Raw genomic sequence first — 20958 nt, 5'->3', positions numbered from 1 at the left:
AGACGAAAGGTGTCGTTTTGCCGGGGCTGTCGAGCATTTCAGCAAGCTTACACAAGCAATTCTTTGTATATTCCATCCATATCCTTCAATACATTTTCGGTGGAATATTTTTGTATATCAGCTAAATTTGCATTTTTCATTTCCGCTCTCAATTCCCGATCCGAATAAATTCGGAGAATTTTTTCGGCATAGTGCTCCGGTATATCATCGCTTATGACAAATCCGTTAATTCCATCCTTGACCAGATCGCTGTTCCCCCTGCAGGCGCTGACCACTAAAGGCAGACCGGTTGCCATCGCCTCCATCACATTCACCGGCAACCCTTCTTGTCGAGAGGAAGAGACGGCTATATCGGCTATCATCATCAGTTTGTCGACATCCCCTCTGAATCCCATCAACTCGATATGATCGTTTAGCTGGAGTTTATTTATCAGACTTTGGTACTGTTCCTGATTGGGGCCTTTGCCGATTAAGAGCAGCTTGCTGTTGGGGATATCCCTTACTAGTTTATCCATCGCGGCTATCAACAAATCTTGATGCTTCCTGTTGGTCAGTTCAGCTGCGTATACTAGGATGAACGCTTCTGGATCGATCCCGTACTCCTGGCGCAGCCTATTTTTTTCGATTTCCGTCGGAACGGCAAATTTGCTCAGATCAACCCCTACGCCGTTCACTAAACGTATCTTTTTGGATCTGAACTTTTTTTGAGCGCGTTCGTAATCTTCCTTATTCATGGTGACAAGTACATCTGTATACCTGCTTAACCAATTCTCGATCGGGTAGTAGGTCAGCCAATTTTTCAATGGTGCCCCTTCAAAAAAATGGAAGCCATGTGCTGTGTAAATGACCTTGACACCCTCCCTTCCCCTACCGTTGGCAAGTCTTGCCAAGGTGGATGCAATCGGCGTGTGCGTATGCACCAAGTCATACCCCCCGCCCTCAATCAATTTTTTTAGATTGCGATAAGCCACGAAATTATTTTTCTTTAAAGGGGACCGTTGAAAGCTCATGGGGAATGCCCTGCACCCCCGTTCCAGTAATGTCGGATTGATCGGCTTACTTACATTACAAGCCATATCTACCTGGTGACCCGAATCCAACAGCATTTCTATGTGCGGGACCAAAAATGAATTGATTGTTGCTGATGTAGTTGAAACATACAGAATTTTCATTTATTTGTCCTCCTTGCGTTACGTTTTTTGGAAATAATCCGCTGGACTGATCGTTGTACGTGTCAACTCCTTATCCCATGATGATTCACTTTCAGCCATCTTCTTATTAGCGAGAATATTCAGAATGACGAATATCATCCAAAAAAGCGGTTGCCGCTGATTCAATAAGGTAAGACTTTCGATGAACAGCGACACGATCACCGCCACATTGCTCACAGTTAAGCTGCGTATATTTTTGAAACACCATATCAAAAACAACAGTGTCGGCACGATGCCGTAATAAAATAAAATACTTAATGCCGTCGAATGTACTTCGAGATCCGTATAAGCTTTATCAAATCTGGCATAATACCCTTCTCCAGCACCAAAAATGGTTTTCTCAGGATAGAGTATCAGCTTGTCTATTCCCCTTTCCTGGATATTAGTCGAACCCAGATTGTTATCGCTCAGTTTGTCCACCTTTTGTTCCACTCGCACTATGATAGATGATTCCGAAAAGGTTGCGAGGTAATCATCTATCTTTGCGCTGAAAAGCAAGCCCATGATCAATGAGGCAATGATAAACAACAGAACTTTCACATTGTATTCATGATTAACGATTTTTACGACCTTCGTTAAGGCCTGAACGGTGTAGAATACCGCAACCCCCAAAAACATCCCAGTGGAAGAGGTTAGGAAAATCAAACCGACCGCCATGATATGATAAATTAGATGCAGCTTAGCATTTCTTATTTCGCTGATTGTAAAAGCAGTGATCAAAGACATAAATACGAAGAACGCCATTTGATTCGGATCATTGAAACTCCCCATGTATCGGTTTTCTGAATAAAATCTGCCAAATTTCAATACATATATAAATACTTGGATAATGATGTTCAGTTTGCAGACCTTTTCTATATTCATTAAAAATCCTTCATCGTCTGCATAAATCCTGAAAAACACTATGATCAGAAAATTGTACATATAGTAAATGGATGAAATCATAAATCCAGATTTCCCGTACATCAGAGCATAAATCAGATTTATGCCGAAAACAAAAGTGACAAAATACAGCAACCATTTATCCACTTTGTCGACCGTTATTTTATCCCCTTTCTTCGCGATAAGCAGGTACAGGAGGAAAGAAGCAATAAAAAATAGATCCGATATTTGAAATCCTCCTGAAGGGAAAAAATAAAATGGTTTCAACAGCAAAAATGTTAGAAAAAAATAATGATGTATTTGCAAAAGAAACACCTCACTTAACTTAACCTAACGTTATCATCCGCTAATTTCTGCCTTTCATTACCCTGTACACCTGTCTTACAGAATTGTACAGCCCCAATTGCTTCAATGCCTTGAAGGCAGCTGCCCTTAGGCGATAATTGATGATCCTGTACTCTCGGTTGAGTGCCACTCGGGATTTTGACCATCCCGCAGTACTGTCCATGTCCGGATTGGTAAGGCCGGCGATCAGTTTCAAGTCCACAATGTCTTTGTCGCGGTTTCTCGCCACCTTGTATTTCTGCAGAACATCCAGCGTGATGAACTTGATATCGTTATAGACCAAATAATTGTCCGGGTTATAGATCAGATCATCCAGCCGTTTCTCATAGAACCCGGCATAGGCCTGGTTGTTTTCGCAACCTTCATTTTCCAGAACTTCGTAATCAGGTTTCAGAGTGAAAAAATCGATATCGCCGATGTCCCTCAATCCATATACACCCAATACGCCGCTGGAGGCAACTATAAAGTCATCCGGCTCATAATGGTTTTCCAGCAAAGCTGCCTTGAATTCGGACACTTTCTTGTTGAAATCCGTGAAAATCAATGGCTTCCCCCGGAACAGATAGTCCAATGAATTCCGATTCAGAGTCAGGTTGGCCAATCTGATCGTTTCCGCCTGATTGTCCGTGATATGGATGGAGTGTGTGCCGATTTTGAAGATCTCCCGTATTTCCTGTTTCATGTTGAAGATGGCCTCAAAAGTAGCCGATTCGAGGATGTAGATGGTCGTTTCATTACCCCACAAGTAACAATTTTTGGTCTTGCCTTTGGACCCTTCATACTGGCTTTCCGAGGTTCCGGCCCAATCCTCCTTCATGTAGACTTGTGCTATGAAATTATTCAAAGCCTCAAAGTCCATATTTATTTTCTTTGAATAAATGATTTTGCAGCTGCTCTCCATCAATGCCAACATCTGATCCAATTGCTGTTTTTTGTCGCCGGCGGCAGGCCAGACGCTTGCGAAATAGGTGTTCGGGTTCAATTTGCAGTACTCCAGGACAAGGTAATCGATGTATTTTTCATCCAATCGTCGCTTGCGGAAATATTCGGCATCAAACCGGAGGTACAGTTCGGGAAAACGTACGATCGGGAGTTTCAATCCGAAGTAGATGGCGATTGCTGTCCGATGGGCGCCATCCATGATGACGTTGTCTTTTCCTACCGGAACGACAGACTTCGCTGCATCGAATCCCGTAAGTTTGATCGTGTCGATCAAGTGATTGAATGTTTCAAAATACTTGTCTATCGAATTTTTTTCCTGATTGCCGCTTTCCGCATAGATTCCGAATGTGAATGCTTCGATGTGGCTTTTGTACAGTTCCTTGATAAAATCAGTGTTCTGGCCTTTTTCTCTGCACTCGATGTATTTGATTTTGGCAACCAAATCCAACCGTTCGCCGGTAAGCAGCGTCTTGGCATCTACCTCTTCGACTGCGTAGTCCCTCGTTTTGTCTATCTTGTACGTATCGCAAAAGTACTCCGTTAATTCATTTTGGATTTTCATGAATGTCCGCCTCCCGACTAGCCTCTCTCAGTGCAAATTCGTTCTAAAACTGCTTTCCATCTGCTTTTTTTGTCCCCTCGAAAGCTTCCATCGTGACCGATTTTTCAGAACTGATGCCTTCTTTCGCTGCAACTTTCTTTATCGTCCTCAAAATGATTTTCAGGTCCCCCAACAAACTGAGGTTCTCAATATACGTCACATCCAGATCAAACTTGTCTTCCCAACTGATTGCGTTCCTGCCGCTGACTTGCGCCAATCCCGTCAGCCCTGGCCTGACTTCATGGCGCCTTCTTTGTCGGCTGTTATAGAGCGGCAAGTATTTGACCAGCAAAGGCCTTGGCCCTACGATTGCCATATTCCCTTTCAGGATATTGAACAATTCAGGCAACTCGTCCAGACTTGTCGCTCTCAGAAGCCTGCCGAACTTTGTCAGCCTCTGTTTATCCGGCAATAAATGTCCGTTTTTGTCTTTTTCATCTGTCATCGTTTTGAACTTATACAGCGTAAAGATGCTCTCATTCAACCCGGGGCGTTGCTGCCGATAAATGATTGGACTTCCAATCTCCGCTCTCACCAGCACAGCCACAATCAGTAAAATTGGACTTAAGAACACGAGTGCAATAAGTGCCGCCACAAAATCCAACAGTCGCTTGCCATAATGCCTATAGAACATCCTCCTCACCTCTCTATACAAATTGATTCATTGCGAATACGGTATTCCATTTGACTGGCACATAATCAGCATATATACGGTTATATGACAATTGTCTAGCAGCCAAAGAGGATGCGGAACTTGCCGTTGGGCAGCGATCAAAAACAACTGACACGGAAAAAGACAAGCATTACCCTGACTTTCTCCGTAATCGATTTTCCCGGCAAACCGTCAATCATTGGAGCCGGCAACGCCATATTTGCCGAAGCCCGGATCCAGATTGAGCCTTTGCCGCAGTTCCCGGGAGGTCATGACCTCCTTCTCGTTTGCCGAAATGATCTTGTGGACTCTGTTCAGCAGATCCATGTTCGTCGCCAATTTGGTCCGGTTCTCGTCATACCAGAAGTTGTCCTCCAGGCCGACGCGTACGCCCCAGCCCATCGTGATCCCCAAGGAATTCATTTTGAATTGGTCTGTGCCGACAGCTCCCAGCGAAAAAATGCTGTCTTCGGGAATGTCTTTCAGCATGCAGCCGATATGCAGCAAATCCCCTTGGGCGCAGGCGATGTTGCCCAAGATCAGGTTGACGTAATAAGGCGCAACCACCGCCCCTTTTTTGATCAGGTAGTTGCAATAATTGACCATCCCCAAATCGAAGGCCTCCAACTCAGGCCGGATGCCGTTCGTTTTCATCAGTTCAGCCAAGGAAACGATCATGGATGGTTCATTTACGCTGGTGGTCCGGTTGAAGTTCAGCGAGCTGAGCGTCAGGCTGCCCATATCCGGCTTCAAGTCCCCTTGGAGCGACAAAACGTCCGATCTGGCTTCCAAAGTATTGAAGTTCCTTCCGGATGTCGAGGCGCAGATGACGAGTTCCGGGGCGAATTGACGGATGCCCGCGATGATTTCCGCATAGACTTCCTTACGGTAGGTCGGTTTTTCATCGTCGCTGTTTCTGGCATGCACATGCACCATGGAAATCCCCAATTCGCAAGCCTGCTTGACTTCGCGGATGATTTCTTCCGGCGAAATGGGCACGTGAGGGGTCTCTTTTTTGGTCGGAATCATGCCGGTCGGGGTGAAATTCACGATTATTTTGTCCATGTTATAGGTTCACCTTTAACCCTTCCTTATGGTAGCTCAACACTCTGCTTGGATTTCCCACATTCCTTGAAAAAGGTTCCGTATTTCTGATCACGACGCTTCCCGCACCGACGAGACTCTCTTCGGAAACGGTGATTTTGTTCAGGATTGTCGCATTCAGACCGATGTAGCAATTATTCTCGATACGGCACTCGCCGCCGATTGTGCAGCCTGACGTGATGACGTTGTTGTTGCCGACCGTAAATTCATGGCCGACGTACACTTGCTGCCGAATGATATTGCTGGAGCCCATCCGCCCCCTATGCCCCAGGAATGCTTGTTCAAAAATGATGTTATTGTCTCCCATTTCTGTACCGGTCGAAACGATGCTGGACGGGCTGATATAATTCCGCAGCGTATACCCCAAGGATTTCGCTTTTGTATACATTCCCTCCCGATCGCGCATGTCATGAAAAGAAGTTGTCAGAACGATCATATCGTATGAAGTTGGCGGGTAACGTTCGGTGATCGTTTCCATCGCCACCATCGGCAAGCCCAAATAAAAGCCTGTTTCATCCACATACCCTTCATCTGCTGCAAATGCCTCAATTTTAAAATCCGGATGTTTCAAGGAATCATAATACAACATCTCTGCCAAAAATTTGCTGCCATAGACGATTACCGGACTGCTCATTTTCGAATTCGCCTCCCCATGATTCTTGCCATTCAGGCAATTTTTTATTTCCGCCCCATCAACTCCAATCAAGCAAACACTCAACATTTGAAACATCAAACGTCGGCATGGCCAAGTGCTCCTTTACCCTTTTCCGTTCTGCATAGGCATGGTCAATAAAAATGCTCGGCTTGCTGTTATCCATGAATGCAAATTTTCCGGAAGTTTCAGGCACTTCTATGATGCCTGCAAACAAAGCCTCGCTCAGATGCAACTTCTTAATGGTATCCCGGATATCAGGAGCATGTTTCGTGATTAGAAAGATTTCTTTGTTCTCATTCAGGCATTGATACAAAAACTGCATCATTTGCGTATTGTATTTTTCCTGGTTAAAGATGATGGTATCGTCAAACCCCACATAAACACGCTCATACTGAAGCTTCAGTTTGTAGCGATCGATATAATTCTTATCCGCTGTGATCTCATATTTATTTGGCGTAATATCCACATCCATGCCGTCAAAGTCACACAATGCCAGCAACGGCAAATTGACATCCAAGTTTTTGCTGACCCCGTATGTGCCCGCAAAACGCGTTGAAATTTCCAATAATTTGTAATGACCGTCCTTGTCCTTTTTGCATTGGAAAAACCAATAACCCCTGAATTCAATTTCGGATGAAAGAGCCTCGGCTATTTGTTTTAATTCTTCCGTCAACGCAATCGTTGTCGATCGGGCACTGATGCCGTTGAAGATGCGGCTTCGCGTGCGCGGTTGCGCGAACAACAACTCCCGCTTGCTGTTCGTAAAACAATCTACAGTGATTTCATCGCCCGGCAAATATTCGCACAAGACATAGCTTATTTCAGGATCCAATAATGTTTCCAGTTGTTCGGCCGAAGCGATCACAAAGGCATCTCTCGATCCCGAGCCGACATCATTCTTGGCGAACAAAGGGAACTCCAAATCATCCTGTGCTTTATCATAGGTTTTGGGGATAAAGGGGAAGCCAGCCAGCTTGGCATAGGTCTTGCTTTTGTAGCGGCACAGCTCAGCTGTTTTGAACGGGGAGCACACAACCGGCACCATGATTTCAGCTTGTTTTTCCATCAGGCTGAAGGCAGCCGTGTCATGGGCTGGGATGATGAAAGCAATGTTTTCCTTTTGGATGACCCGGTTCAACGCTTCGATGAAATGCTCCTCGTAAATGAACGGCAAATCCGTGATGGCATCTTTGCTGATGAATTCGCTGTGATCGCTTCGGCTCGATCCCAAGATGGGCCGATACTGCAAGCTGTTGTGGAGTGAAAAATAGATCTGCGAGGCGGAATATTCTCCTCCCGGAAAGATCAAAACATTTTTTCTCATGATTCTCCTCACTTCCCCCTTTTCGTTCGCTGATCCCGTACCCTTTCAGGGAGCGGAAATTGTTTTCGCCGGATTGCCGAAAACCGTTGTGTTCGCCTTGACGTTTTTGAGGACGATGCTCCCCGCACCGACTCTGGCGTTCGCGGCGACCCGCACACTCGGCAGCAACCGCGCGCCACCCCCCAAAAATACGCCCTCTTCCAAAGCGGAAAAACCCATCAGATCGCTGAAACCGCTGATGACGCAGCCTTTCCCCACGGAAACATCGTGGCCGACGCTGACGTAGGAATTCACGACCGAAAAATCCGCAATTTTTGCATCCGTCGAAATGATGGCATAAGGCCCCACAATGACGCCCTTACCGATATCGCAAGTGTCCGCCAGCAAAGCAGTCGGATGGACCACCGTGGTAAAAACCGCGCCTTTATCCACAAGCACAGGGCAGAGGCCGGCGATGATTTCCGCATCGCCGATGGCACAGATGACCTCTTCACCGGCTTTGGGTTCATAATCCTTTACGGTTCCGACGATTTCAGCGGAAAGCTTGTAGTTGTCCAACGCGTGGAGATTGTCATCCAAAAAGCCGATGGCATCCCAGCGCTTCTCTGCCTTTTCCTGATCCACAGCCCATTGGTACGTTTCGCGGCCAAGACCGCCTGCTCCGACTATCAACAACTTTTTCAATTGGTCGCCCTCCCTTATTCGGCTTTTCTTCTTGCTTGGATCAAATCCGCGATATCCCCGACAGTCGTCAGGCCTTTCAGGTCATCGTTGCCGATCTTTACGCCGTAGCTTTCCTCCGCCATGATCTGGGTGGACAGCAGTCCGAGTGAATCCCAGCCTTCGTAATCATCCAACGCGTCTTCCCTGTTCACTTCAGCCACTTCCAAAATTTCCGCGAACTCCTCATAGAAGTTTTCCATGATGCCTCTCCTCCTCGTTACTGATAATCAATCATCCGGCAAAAATCCAAATTCCCGATTTCCATCAGCATTGCGCTGCAGGAAAGGCCGACCCCGAAACCGGAAAGGCATACTTGATAGGAATCCGTCAGCAGTTTTTTGCCCAGATTGAAGGCCATATTCACAGGAATCGTCACACTGCTGGAGTTCCCGAAGTTTTCGACCACATTGTTCGGCAGCTTTTCACGCGCCACGCCCATCTTATCGGCCAGTTTTTCGAGCATGAACCGGTTCGGTTGGTGGAACATGAAATAATCGATGTCCTCTTTCGCTGTTCCAGCGACCGCGAGCAGATCCTCCACCAATGGCGGAATCTCTGTCTGCACGAAGTTGAAGACGACATCGCCATTCATTTTGAGATGGTCCAGGCTCCGGTAATTCCCGGCCTCATCCATTTCCATCACTCCGGTTTCGCTGGTGGAAGGCAGCCGCATGCCGCCTGCCGGGATGATCAAATCCTTGTAGCCGGATCCGTCCATCTTCAGATTCGCATGGATCCGGTTATTGTCGTTGCTTCTTTCCACAATCGTCACGGATGCCGCATCGCCGATCAGCGGGTAGCTGCCCCGGTCGCGTTTGGATGTCCTGCGGCTGAGCACGTCCGCATTCAAAAGGGCCACTTTTTTGATTGAAGCCTGATCCAGCAGGTTGAACGCTTGGATCAGCCCCACCAGATAACCGGCGCAACCCTGGTTGATGTCCAGGCAAAGCATATCCTGCTTCAGCCCCAATTCCCCCTGGATGACGTTGCTCGTCGGAGGCATATGATAATCCGGAGTCTGCGTGACAAGTATCATGGCATCGATGTCATCGCCGCTGATCAGGCCTTCGTCCAGGAGCTGCCTCATCCCGAAAATGCAGAGGTCCGACACGCTGGTATCGCCTTCGACGATCCGATGCTTCTCATAGCCCATTATTTTCTTCAGCTTCATGGACTGCTTGACGGAAAAATTATAATTTTCCGCCTCATCCTCGAATGCCACTTCGTTTTGCGGCAGCACAGTCAGAATGCCGCTGATGCGTTTGTTTGCATAGTTGAAATTCATACGATCCCACCACTCTTTCTTACCAGATCCGCAATCGATTCCAGACTGCTGAAGTTTTCCGCCAAAATGTCGCTCCCGTCCACAGAAACCGGGTAGGCGCTCTCCAGCTCCGACACCAACACGATGATGTCAAAAGAATCGAGCATGCCGTTTGCGATGAAATCACCTGCATGTTCCCAATCGCATTCCGGACGAATATCCCTCAGTATCTCCACAATTTTCCCCATGGGGCTCTCCTCCTCTCCATACCTTTTTCCGTCACTGACTGTGCAGCCACTCCGCAGCCAATGTCTTTCTGTCGATTTTTCCGTTTTTGTTCAACGGCAATTGGTCCAGCATGATGATTTTGGTCGGGATCATGTATTTCGGCAACAACGGGGTCAGTTCCTTCCTGATCGTTGCTTTGCCGAGATCGGCCGCCCCTTCATAAAACATCGTGATTTCTTTTCGGTCCGAGTTGTAGATGACGCAGGAATTGTGGATGCCGCTCAAACTCAGCAAAGCCGTTTCGATTTCGCCCAGTTCGATCCGGTAGCCCATGTACTTGATCTGGGTGTCCTTCCTGCCGACATAGATGATTTCGTTGAATTCGTTGATGTAGACAAGATCGCCGGTGCGATAGATGCGGTCGAAATAATGGTTGTTGAGCGGGTTTTGGGTAAAGACCTGATCGCTCTTGGCCGCGTCATTCCAATAGCCCAAAGCGATGGAGCTGCCCCGCACACACAGTTCGCCCATTTCGCTCCCGGTCACTTCCTGATTCTCCTCATTCAGGATGAGGACATCGGCATTCCGGCACGGAAACCCGATCGGCAGCCGTTCGCTGTCCTCAAAATCCCGTTCAACCTTGTAATAAGTGCAGTCCACGGTGATTTCGGTAGGCCCGTAAAGGTTGGCGAACAGGGAACCCGGAAGCTTGCTGCGCCAATAATTGAGGTGTTTGTTCGGCATCGCTTCTCCGGCGAACAGAACCTTATCCAGACCGCTGACTTCGGTATGATCCAATGCCTTCGTATTGGCCACATTAATCAGCACTGAAGGCACCCAGAAGACAAAGTTGATGTCCTTTGAGGCGACGTATTCCATCAGCTTGACCGGGAAGGCAAAATGGTGTTCCGGAATGATGACAAGTGTAGCTGCTGTGGCTAAGCAGAGATAGATGTCCAGGGTTGAATTATCGAAGTAAAAGGGGGATTGGCTGCCGATGATTTCCTTCGAACTGATGTCGAAGCAAGCCACAGCCCAATCGATGTAGTTGATGACGCCTTTGTGGGAGATGACGACACCCTTTGGAGTGCCGGTCGATCCCGAGGTGTGGATGATGTAGATGGGATCCGTATCGATGAGTCCGTCCAGTCGCCCGAGCACCTCCTCATTGTCAAAGAAGACGGATGCGTCGTACGCCTCTTCGATGCCGATCAGTTTTTCGGCGGCTACGCCCATCGCAAGCAGGGATTCCGCATAGGCTTGCGAAGTCACAACCAGCGGATCTTCCAAGTGGTCGAGGATGTTGGTGATCCTTGCGCCAGGCGAATGGACATCAAGCGGGGCATAGATGTTGCCGCTGTATAAGATGCCCATAAAAGCGACCAAGCTGTCGGCGCTTTTCGGCAAAAATACAGCAATAGGCATTTTCATGTCATCCGATCTGCGCCGGATGGACAGGCTCAGCCTTTTGGCGCATTGCTCCCAGTCACCGAAAGTCAATTCCCTGTCCTCATCCTTGATGGCCGTTTTGTACCTATACTGCAAAAGTGTGTCTTCAAAATATTCCAATACATTTTTTTTCATTCAAATCAGCCTCCATTTTTAAGTGTGGCGATAGACTCAAACAAACCAAACGCACGATCAAATGATTTTATATTTTGATTGCTTCAATATTTCCGGAAACGCTCCTGCCTTTGCGCAACAATCTCGGCGGGACTCAGCCGTCTCCATTTCCGCAGCGAGCTGAGCAGCTCCGTTTTCAGTTCCGGCAACAGCTCTTCCGGGTTTCTTTCCGGTATGATCCTGTCGATGATCTCCAATTTGAGCAAATCCTCTGGAGCCAGCTTCATGACCCGCGCAGCCTCCTCCGAGCGGGAGCTTTCCTTCCATAAAATTGAAGCGAATCCTTCCGGTGACAGGACGGAGTAAATGCTGTTCTCCAGCATCCACACCTCATTGCCCATCGCCAATGCCAAGGCGCCGCCGCTCCCTCCTTCACCGAGGAAAATGGCGATCAAAGGCACTTTCACTCGGCTCATGACCAGCAACGATTCGGAGATGGCATCCCCGATTCCGCGTTCTTCCGAGGCGACATCGCAGAAGGCCCCTGCCGTGTTGATGAAAGTGACGATCGGGCGGTTGAACTTGTCCGCCTGGCGCATCAGCCGGATCGCTTTGCGGTAGCCTTCCGGATGCGGAGAGCCGAAGTTGCGGTAGACATTCTCCTGCACATCATGGCCCTTCTGCGTCCCGATCACGGTGACCGGCATGCCCGCAAGGCTAGCGATGCCGCCCACGATCGCAGGATCATCGCCATAACGCCTGTCCCCATGGAATTCAATGAAACCGTCAAAAATGCCGTCGATCACTTCCAGAGCCGTCACGCGGGAAATGCTCCTTGCCGCCTGTATGATTTTCTGCACATCAGTCACCGTTATCACCCACTTCTTCCGGTTCATGCAATGCCAATATATGCTGCAACGTCTTTCTCAGGTCTTTTCTCATGACAATTTTATCGATGAAGCCATTTTCCAGGGCTTTTTCCGCCGTCTGGAAACCTTCCGGCACTTTTACTTTGATGGTCTGTTCGATGACCCTTTTGCCGGCAAAGCCCACCGTCGATCTTGATTCAGCCAGAATGATATCCCCTTGCGTCGCGAAGCTCGCAGTCACCCCTCCGGTCGTCGGATCGGTCAGTACGGTGACGTAGAGGAGCCCTGCGTCGCTATGGTTGGATACCGCTATGCTCACTTTGGCCATCTGCATCAGCGACATGATGCCTTCCTGCATCCGGGCCCCGCCGGAAGCTGTGAAGACGATGATCGGCAAGCGTTCTTCGGTCGCACGTTCGAATACTTGGGTAATTTTCTCGCCGACGACTTTCCCGACGCTCGCCATGATGAAATTGGAATCCATCACGCACAAAGCGACTTTTTTGTTGTCGATGGCAGCCGTCCCGGTGACGACAGCCTCATCCAAACCGGTCCGCCATTTGGCATCCTGCAATTTCTCATCATATTCCGGAAAATCTAACGGATTTTGGGTGGGCATGACCGTGTTCCATTCATTAAAAGTGCCTTCATCAATGATCAGGCTCAGACGCTCGCCGGCCGTAATCCGGTAATGATAGTTGCAGTGCGGGCATACTTTCGCCTTTCCCAAGGACTTGCTGTAAATGATCGTTTGGCATTGGGGGCATTTTTCCCATAATCCGACCGGTACGATAGGATTCCGCGCATCGTTCTCATCGGCAGCGCGCTTCATGGGGAAGAGAGGGCGGTTGCGAAATGATTCCATGTTATCACCTCTTTTTTGACGATTGAATCACCTGATTAAACGAGGATGCTGTTGTCGCTGAAATGCATGAAAGGGAACAAATAAAAAGCGGTAGTTTGAGGTTGCTGCAGTTGATGGAGTTTTTGATGTTTTTATTTGATGGAGTCGTCGCGCAGTGCTCCGCGCTATTTAAGGTGGTGTGATCTGACTTCGCATGGAAGACAGGTTGTGGGTGAAAATTACGAGGTGAGGATTAGGAGGTGATGTCTATAGCCGAGTTCGTTGCGGTTGCAAACAATCTATTAAGAGGGAGTGGTTAAGATGGTTAGGATACTGAATCTATTATTGCAGCGACTTCAAAAGAGCGGATTTATATAGCTATATGTCTAATTGAATTCTACCATATTTTCTTTCAATCTTAAACTCCCATTGCCTTGCAACATCAAAAAGATTTCTGCTGTATGAAGGCCGCTGATCTGGTCCAGCACAAAAAGACGTACCACCGCATTGTTATGACTTGATAAGGAATGCGGTGGCACGCCTCCAAAAACTCAGTAGAGGTCCCTTTGCTCCCAAGTGACATTATTTTGAGCATCAATGGTAATCTTGGTGTAGCTTCCGACCGTGTAGACATTCGGCTTCAGGATCAACCCCGGAAAATCAGGCCCGAAAAACACATCTATGTAAGTATTCGATGGATGTTCATGTCCGAAAATGCCCTGCACCTTCTCCAGGTTTGGATTGGAACTCAACGCATTCAGCACGATTTGGTTGAACGCGTACGCTGTAGGTCCATCGTAGTTGTTTCTGAGATAATTGTGGGGAGCCGTATGCGCCACAACGAGAGCCAATGGACTGGTTGTGCTGTTCAGTTGCCCCGCAGCCCAATCCAATTTCGTCTGGAATCCACTGCTGTCCACACGGTTCGTATCCACATCCAGGAGCAGGAAGCTGATGTCTCCGAGCGAAATCTCCTGCGCGTAACTGAATTTGTTGTTGCCGATGGTTGTCCTTGTGTCATACCCGAACATGGAGGCAACTGACGCGTAAGTCGTATTGTCAAAATCGTGGTTCCCCGGCACAAACAGTTTCGGCAAATAAATGCTGTTCCAGGCTGCCAGGAACGAATTCCAATCGGATGGTCCGGCAGTCCCGTCGCCCAAATGCAACACGAAATCCGGCTGATCCGCATTCGCAATCGCCGCAAAGGATATCATCCTTTGCGTACGTTCCGAGACGGTCGGCGCTGTCACAAAGGTGCCTTCCGCTGTCATCCAGACGCCTTGCTCCTCAGCGGCGACGATGCTGCTTCTGGAGAGGGTTGCCTCTTCAAGGGAAGCTATGCTTGTGTCCAAAGAAAGGTGCGTGTCGGCGATGGCATAGATCACGTACGTATCGTCTGAATAAGTCCCCACCAGAACGATTTCTTCAATCGGTGCTGTGGTTACTCGGGATACCTCCACTCTGTCCGTTTCCTCGCCGTTCGTGTAGGTCACGTCATACGTCACCGTATCGTAGCCGTCAACACCCGCCTGTTGAATCACCCTTTCGCCCATCGGCAAGCTGGCGTCTTCCTGCTCCACCGTTTGGTAGGCCACTATGTTCTCCACTAAGGTTGTCTGTTCTGTCACGACCAGATTGGGCCCTACCCGGACAATCTCTTCGACTGGCGCGGTAGTTACCCGCGACACTTCCACTCGGCCCGTTTCCTCGCCGTTCGTGTAGGTCACGTCATACGTCACCGTATCGTAGCCGTCGACGCCAGCCTGCTGGATCACCCTTTCGCCCGCCGCCAGGCTGGCGTCTTCCTGTTCCAACGTTGTGTAAGCCACGGCATTCTCTGTAACGGTTATCCGTTCCGTCACAACCTCAATCTGCTGGGTCCCCACCCGTACGATTTCATCGACCGGCGCCGTCGTCACCCGCGACACCTCCACTCGGCCCGTTTCTGCTCCGTCCGTGTAGGTCACTTCGTACGTCACCGTATCGTAGCCGTCGACGCCAGCCTGGATGATTTGGGTTTCACCGGCCGGGAATGTATTGTCCAACTGCTCAATCCGGGAGAAGCTGACGGTATTTTCGGTCAAAGTTTCTGTTCTGACTTCCGTTATCTGAAGCTCATGGCCGTATATCTCGATTTCGACATAGTGGTTCCACCCGGTCACAGTGCTCCCGTTGGAGTAGAATCTTGCATAACGGGCATTCACGGGATTGAAGGAAAGCAGCTTCCCGGAGCTCGATTCTTTGTATTCGCTGTCCGTCCCCACACCCAAGCCGGCGCTGCCGTCCGTGTCGTTATTGAAGACGGTCGTCACACCGCTGGAAAAGCTTGGATCATCCGAAAGTTGGATGACCACATCCTTGTAGATTCTGCCATCACTAAAATAATGCCATAACTTGATGGCATAGAGTTCATGGATTGCGCCCAGGTCCAACTGGACCCAATGCAGGCCGGGACCCGCCTTCGCCGATTTGTTGGAATTGCTCGTCAGGCCATCGGTTATGTACGGAATGTCCGAAAAAGTGGTGGAGGTGCTGATCGTGCTTGGCGGTGCCAGGTTTACCGTTGGCACAACCTGTGTTCCAACGCCATACACCTCGATTTCGACATAGTGGTTCCACCCGGTCGCAGTGCTCCCGTTGGAGTAGAATCTGGCATAACGCGCGTTCACAGAATTGAACGAAAGTATCTTCCCAAGGCTCGTTTCGATGTATTCGCTGTCCGTCCCCGCACCCAAACCGGCGCTGCCGTCCGTATCGTTATTAAAGACGGTCACCACACCGCTGGAAAAGCTCGGATCATTTGAAATCTGCACGATCACATCCCGGTAGCTTCTGCCGTCACCAAAATAGTGCCATAATTTGATGGTGTTGAGCTCGTGGACTGCGCCCAGGTCCAACTGGACCCATTGCAGGCCCGGTCCCGCTTTCGCAGCGTTGGTGGAGCTGGTCGACTGGCTATCGTTTACGTACGAAATGCCCGAAAAAGTGGTGGAACTGCTGATTATGCTGGAGGGTGCCAAGTTTATCGTCGGTTCCGCCAACAAAGAGACCCGAACGATCTCTTCGATAGGCGCGGTAGTTACCCGCGACACTTCCACTCGGCCCGTTTCCTCGCCGTTCGTGTAGGTCACGTCATACGTCACCGTATCGTAGCCGTCAATGCCCGCCTGCTGGATCACCCTTTCGCCCGCCGCCAGGCTGGCATCTTCCTGTTCCAACGTTGTGTAAGCCACGGCATTCTCTGTAACGGTTATCCGTTCCGTCACAATCTCAACCTGTTGGGTCCCTACCCGGACGATCTCATCGACCGGCGCCGTCGTCACCCGCGACACCTCCACTCGGCCCGTTTCCTCGCCGTCCGTATAGGTCACGTCGTACGTCACCGTATCGTAGCCGTCAACGCCAGCCTGGATGATTTGGGTTTCACCAGCCGGGAATGTATTGTCCAACTGCTCAATCCGGGAGAAGCTGACGGTATTTTCGGTCAAAGTTTCTTTTTTCATTTCCGTTAGCTGAAGTTCATAGCCATATATCTCGATTTCGACATAGTGGTTCCAGCCAGTCACATTACTCCCGTTGGAGTAGAATCTTGCATAACGGGCATCCACGGCATCAAAGGAAAGTAGCTTCCCGGAGCTCGATTCTTTGTATTCGCTGTCCGTCCCCACGCCCAAGCCGGCGCTGCCGTCCGTGTCGTTATTAAAGACGGTCGTCACACCGTCGGAAAAGCTTGGATCATCCGAAAGTTGGACGACCACATCCCTGTAGATTCTGCCATCACTAAAATAATGCCATAATTTGATGGCGTAGAGTTCATGGATTGCGCTCAGGTCCAACTGGACCCAATGCAGGCCAGGACCCGCCTTCGCCGATTTATTGGAATTGCTCGTCAAGCCATCGGTTATGTACGGAATGTCCGAAAAAGTGGTGGAGGTGCTGATTGTGCTTGGCGGTGCCAGGTTTACCGTTGGCACAACCTGTGTTCCAACGCCATACACTTCGATTTCGACATAGTGGTTCCACCCGGTTACATTGCTCCCGTTGGAATAAAATCTTGCATAGCGGGCGTTCACGAAATCGAAGGAAATCATTTTCCCAAGGCTCGTTTCGATGTATTCACTGTCCGTCCCCACACCCAAGCCGGCGCTGCCGTCCGTATCGTTATTGAAGACGGTCACCACACCGCTGGAAAAGTTTGGATCATTTGAAAGCTGCACGATTACATCCCGGTAGCTTCTGGCATCGCCAAAATAATGCCATAATTTGATGGCGTTGAGCTCATGGACTGCGCCCAGGTCCAACTGGACCCAGTGCAGGCCCGGTCCCGCTTTCGCAGTGTTGTTGGTGCTGGCCGTCTGACCATCGTTTAGGTACGAGATGCCCGAAAAGGTGGTGGAGCTGCTGATGATGCTGACGGGTGCCAGGTTTACCGTCGGCTCCGCCAACAAAGAGACTTCACCGATTCCATTGATCGGATTCATTATTGTGGCATCGTTCGCGCTACCATCCGTAGCCGCGAGTACCTGAATTGTCCCTAAACCGATCGCAAATATTGAGAATAGAAGAAATAAAATTAGCCAGTTTATGCGTTTCAAAACATTCATTTTTATCATCCCCTTCAAATGTCCAACACCAAAAGAAATCACCTTCCACACGGTACGTTCATTGCCGATTGAACAGAGTAGTGTTTGCGGGAAAATATGCGATTCAAAACCGGTTGCGCGCAGTATTGATTGTGCATAATACTAGATATTTTGGCTTCTATACTAACTTGGAGAGGCGATGATAGGGCGAAAGCGCTTGGCTCAAATGCAATCTGGAGGTTTATCCTTCTTGGAGATGCTTGCGAAAGTAGGTTGTGGCGGAATTTTATTCCGTATTTCGAATGAAGATGAAGTATGGGAGATAGTGAGGGGTCGTAGATGATGATGGAGCTGATTTTTTTTCTTGCTGGTCTTGCGCCATTTTGGCAGTGAGACAAAATAGCAGCTCGGCCTGGAGTATACCTTATAAATGCATTGTACTACACACGTTCTCTGCAATCCAATATTAGACTTTTTCTATCGCAGGCCGGGAAATAAATAATGTGGAAATAGCTTGGAAACACTATTCTGCGAGTGTTTCCAAGCTACTTATTTCTCCAGCGCATCCATGCTCCTCTTGCTCCAACATAAAGCAAGATACCAAGCGCTGCGCCTGATCCGTCGATGAAAACATCCTTCACCAATGGACCGCGGCCAGGCACGAAAAGTTGATGGAACTCATCACTGATGGCGTAGAGGATGCAGCTCGCCAGGCTGATGCCCCGTCGTTTCCAGGCGGACGCGGCGGAGGCTTCGTTCTTCAGCGCATGCGAAACCAGAAAACCGAGAATCAGATACGCGAAGAAGTGCGCGGACTTCCGCATCAAACGGCCAGCATAAGCGAAACTGGTGTTGTGGACGAAATCGACGAACAGGAACAAACCAATCGCCAGCACAAAAAAAATGGCGGTGCCCACGATGATCCAGCGCTTTTTGATGCCGAACAGCCGCGGCTCATCCGCTTGCGTTTCCAACAGATGGATCAGCACCAGGATGCCCGCCATAAAGACGACTGTCCCCTGCGCGCGCGTAAAATATTCGATGAAGGCGGCAACCTGATTGAGCGCATCCGCGAAGAAGCGCGTCACATTTCCGCTCAAAACGATGGACTGGTCCCCCGGTTGGGCCGACAGCATGAAGATGACGATCATCCAGGCAATCACCGGCAGCCAGTCATAATAGCGTCGCTCCCTATTCATCGGCAGCGCCTCCTTTCATTTACTACTGAATGTTCCTTCCAGTATATCAGAAAGCTGGCTGGCGGTGTAGTGCGCCAGCCGAACATTTTTGCGCTCTTGGGCTCTTGGATTTTTGGTTTTTTGGTTTTTTGGGTTTTTGGGCTCGCTCCTCCGGCGAGCGGCGGGTTCGACGGAGTTGGCGCAGTCTTCTGGGGCTGTCCTCCGGGGAAGCCTTCCTCGCCGGAGGTGGTGCATCACCTCCCAGCATTACCTCCGGGGACGCACGGCTTCGCCGGAGGTGAGGTCACCGGCGCAAGACTGTCCTCCGATGAGCGCCGCCACATCGGAGCTGGCATCTTCCTCCGGGCAGACGCTTTCCCGCCGGAGGAGAACCTCCCAAAAAACGATCACTTCCGACCACCGCGGCTTCGCCGGAGTTCGGCCGCCGCGCAATGCAGCCTCCTCCGGCCAGCATTCGCTCACCGGAGTTGATTTCACCGACGCGGCCACTCCTCCGATGAGCGCACGCCTCATCGGAACTGGCATTTTCCTCCGGGCAGACGCTTTCCCGCCGGAGGAAAGCCTCCCAAAAGATCATCACCTTCGACCACTGCGGCTTCGCCGGAGTTCGGCCCCCGCGCCATGCAGCCTCCTCCGGCCAGCATTCGCTCACCGGAGTTGAGCTCGCGGGCGCGAGACTGTCCTCCCATTAGTACATTTCTCATCGGAGCTGATGCACCCAACACAAAAACCCCCGGATGTCGAGGGTTTGATTTCTTTTGACACTCATTCATTTTTTCATTCTAGCCGCACCGTTTCGATCTGCGCTTGCCCAATCCCGACGGCAGCACCCATATACGGCGCCAGCTCGGAATAGATCTGATTGATTTCGAGCGGGGTGAAGATGTCGGGCAGCTCGGCCATGTCCTTGATGATTTCGCGCACGAGGCGGTCGCGGTTCATGACCTTGACGTGGCTCGACTCGACGTACATCTTTTTCAAAACGCAGCGGTCGCTGAAGACGACATAGGATTTGAAGGCATCGGCCTCGATTCCCAGCAGACGTTTCAACATCGAGATATGGCTCTCGTTCCGCCAAATCGGGTTGTAGAATTCAACCTTCTGACCCCTTTTCATCGACTGGGTCCAATAACGACTGTCTTCGTCCCCGCAAACACAGCCACTGTAATTCTTCGCCTCAAACACATAGATGCCGGTCCGCGCAATCATCACGAGGCCGATTTCGGTCATGGTCCCATCGCTCTTCGGCAAATGCAGATTGGGCAACAGCTTATTCGGCTCGCCCATTTTTTCCAGTTGATTGTAAATGAGAAACTCGCCGTTCGTCCCCTTGTCCAGGAGAGTCTCGGCAAAACCGAGCCTGCCGGCCGAACTCCCGTCGGACTTGCTGAAGCGGGTGTGGTGCGGCAGCGTCGCGATCAGGTAAGCGAGAATGAGGAAGAAAATCATAGTTTCCAAATCGGTGCACTCCTTCAGGAATGGTTTGGTCTTCCGCGCGAACGGCACTGGACTCTGCGGCAAGCGGCATCCCTTCCCGGAATGTTACCGCTATCATTTCTCAGTTGGCCAAATGAGTCAAAAGTGTAACCTGAATCGCGCTACCCCGATTTTACTATATTATCGGAAGTTAGACTATAACTTTATTCATGAAATTTCGGGTGCCTCAATGATTGGGCGCCAGGGAGGTTGTTATGGAGGGCATTTCCTCCGATGAGAAGGTTCTCTGCCGGAGGAAAAGATTCCGTAAAAATGTCACCTCCGGTTGCGGCGGCTTCGCCGGAGTTCGCATTCCCCACCACGCATCCTCCTCCGGCCAGCATTCGCTCACCGGAGTTGAGCTAACCGTCGCGAGACTGTCTTCCGATGAGCGTTCCCCTCATCGGAGCTAACGATTTCCTCCGGGCAGCAGCCCTCCCGCCGGAGGAGAACATCCCAAAAGATCATCACCTCCGACCACCGCGGCTTC

At 49.9% G+C, this 20958-nt stretch carries 17 protein-coding genes; all 17 read right to left on the bottom strand.

Annotated features, from left to right (window positions below; all coding sequences use genetic code 11):
• Nucleotides 1-47: 47 nt before the first annotated feature.
• On the bottom strand, nucleotides 48-1172 hold the full coding sequence (locus BMX58_RS04450) for a glycosyltransferase family 4 protein (RefSeq protein ID WP_068622566.1): 1125 nt from the start codon (nucleotides 1170-1172) through the stop codon (nucleotides 48-50).
• An 18-nt stretch (nucleotides 1173-1190) separates the two neighbouring features.
• Entirely contained in the window at nucleotides 1191-2075 is an 885-nt protein-coding gene (locus tag BMX58_RS04445; RefSeq protein ID WP_131814045.1) for a hypothetical protein, read from the bottom strand.
• 364 nt (nucleotides 2076-2439) lie between these two features.
• The gene (locus tag BMX58_RS04440) at nucleotides 2440-3942 is read right to left on the bottom strand and encodes a hypothetical protein (protein ID WP_068622563.1); all 1503 of its coding nucleotides are present in this window, start codon (nucleotides 3940-3942) and stop codon (nucleotides 2440-2442) included.
• Nucleotides 3943-3985: 43 nt separating this feature from the next.
• Nucleotides 3986-4615, bottom strand: coding sequence for a sugar transferase (locus BMX58_RS04435; protein WP_068622562.1), 630 nt, complete (start codon nucleotides 4613-4615; stop codon nucleotides 3986-3988).
• A 210-nt stretch (nucleotides 4616-4825) separates the two neighbouring features.
• A complete protein-coding gene (locus BMX58_RS04430; protein ID WP_068622561.1) occupies nucleotides 4826-5698 on the bottom strand; it encodes a beta-keto acid cleavage family enzyme in 873 nt (290 codons plus the stop codon).
• Nucleotide 5699: 1 nt separating this feature from the next.
• Nucleotides 5700-6371 carry an LbetaH domain-containing protein gene (locus BMX58_RS04425; RefSeq protein ID WP_068622560.1) on the bottom strand — a complete coding sequence of 224 codons (672 nt, stop codon included), beginning with the start codon at nucleotides 6369-6371 and terminating at the stop codon, nucleotides 5700-5702.
• A gap of 58 nt (nucleotides 6372-6429) precedes the next feature.
• Entirely contained in the window at nucleotides 6430-7716 is a 1287-nt protein-coding gene (locus tag BMX58_RS04420) for an ATP-grasp domain-containing protein (protein WP_068622559.1), read from the bottom strand.
• A gap of 45 nt (nucleotides 7717-7761) precedes the next feature.
• Nucleotides 7762-8400: a NeuD/PglB/VioB family sugar acetyltransferase gene (locus BMX58_RS04415; protein ID WP_068622557.1), complete on the bottom strand. Its 639-nt coding sequence runs from the start codon at nucleotides 8398-8400 to the stop codon at nucleotides 7762-7764.
• 14 nt (nucleotides 8401-8414) lie between these two features.
• A complete protein-coding gene (locus tag BMX58_RS04410; protein ID WP_068622555.1) occupies nucleotides 8415-8639 on the bottom strand; it encodes an acyl carrier protein in 225 nt (74 codons plus the stop codon).
• 17 nt (nucleotides 8640-8656) lie between these two features.
• Nucleotides 8657-9724 (bottom strand): 3-oxoacyl-ACP synthase III family protein, encoded by a 1068-nt coding sequence (locus BMX58_RS04405; RefSeq protein ID WP_068622553.1) that lies wholly within the window; start codon nucleotides 9722-9724, stop codon nucleotides 8657-8659.
• Entirely contained in the window at nucleotides 9721-9951 is a 231-nt protein-coding gene (locus BMX58_RS04400; RefSeq protein WP_068622551.1) for a phosphopantetheine-binding protein, read from the bottom strand. The genes BMX58_RS04405 and BMX58_RS04400 overlap by 4 nt, the downstream gene beginning before the upstream one ends.
• 31 nt (nucleotides 9952-9982) lie before the next feature.
• Complete coding sequence (locus BMX58_RS04395; protein WP_068622549.1) at nucleotides 9983-11515, bottom strand: amino acid adenylation domain-containing protein; 1533 nt, start codon at nucleotides 11513-11515, stop codon at nucleotides 9983-9985.
• A gap of 83 nt (nucleotides 11516-11598) precedes the next feature.
• Complete coding sequence (gene accA, locus BMX58_RS04390) at nucleotides 11599-12363, bottom strand: carboxyltransferase subunit alpha (protein WP_068622547.1); 765 nt, start codon at nucleotides 12361-12363, stop codon at nucleotides 11599-11601.
• The gene (gene accD, locus BMX58_RS04385; protein WP_068622545.1) at nucleotides 12356-13228 is read right to left on the bottom strand and encodes an acetyl-CoA carboxylase, carboxyltransferase subunit beta; all 873 of its coding nucleotides are present in this window, start codon (nucleotides 13226-13228) and stop codon (nucleotides 12356-12358) included. Before accD ends, accA begins: the two co-directional genes overlap by 8 nt.
• Before the next feature lie 530 nt (nucleotides 13229-13758).
• Entirely contained in the window at nucleotides 13759-17691 is a 3933-nt protein-coding gene (locus tag BMX58_RS04380) for a G5 domain-containing protein (RefSeq protein WP_068622539.1), read from the bottom strand.
• Nucleotides 17692-18338: 647 nt separating this feature from the next.
• Complete coding sequence (locus BMX58_RS04375) at nucleotides 18339-18992, bottom strand: VanZ family protein (protein WP_068622537.1); 654 nt, start codon at nucleotides 18990-18992, stop codon at nucleotides 18339-18341.
• 777 nt (nucleotides 18993-19769) lie between these two features.
• Nucleotides 19770-20441: a nuclease-related domain-containing protein gene (locus BMX58_RS04365; protein WP_239420539.1), complete on the bottom strand. Its 672-nt coding sequence runs from the start codon at nucleotides 20439-20441 to the stop codon at nucleotides 19770-19772.
• Nucleotides 20442-20958: the final 517 nt, after the last annotated feature.

The sequence above is a fragment of the Trichococcus ilyis genome (assembly GCF_900109135.1).
Classification (GTDB): Bacteria; Bacillota; Bacilli; order Lactobacillales; family Aerococcaceae; genus Trichococcus; species Trichococcus ilyis.
This window is presented reverse-complemented; position numbering and strand designations above follow the sequence as displayed.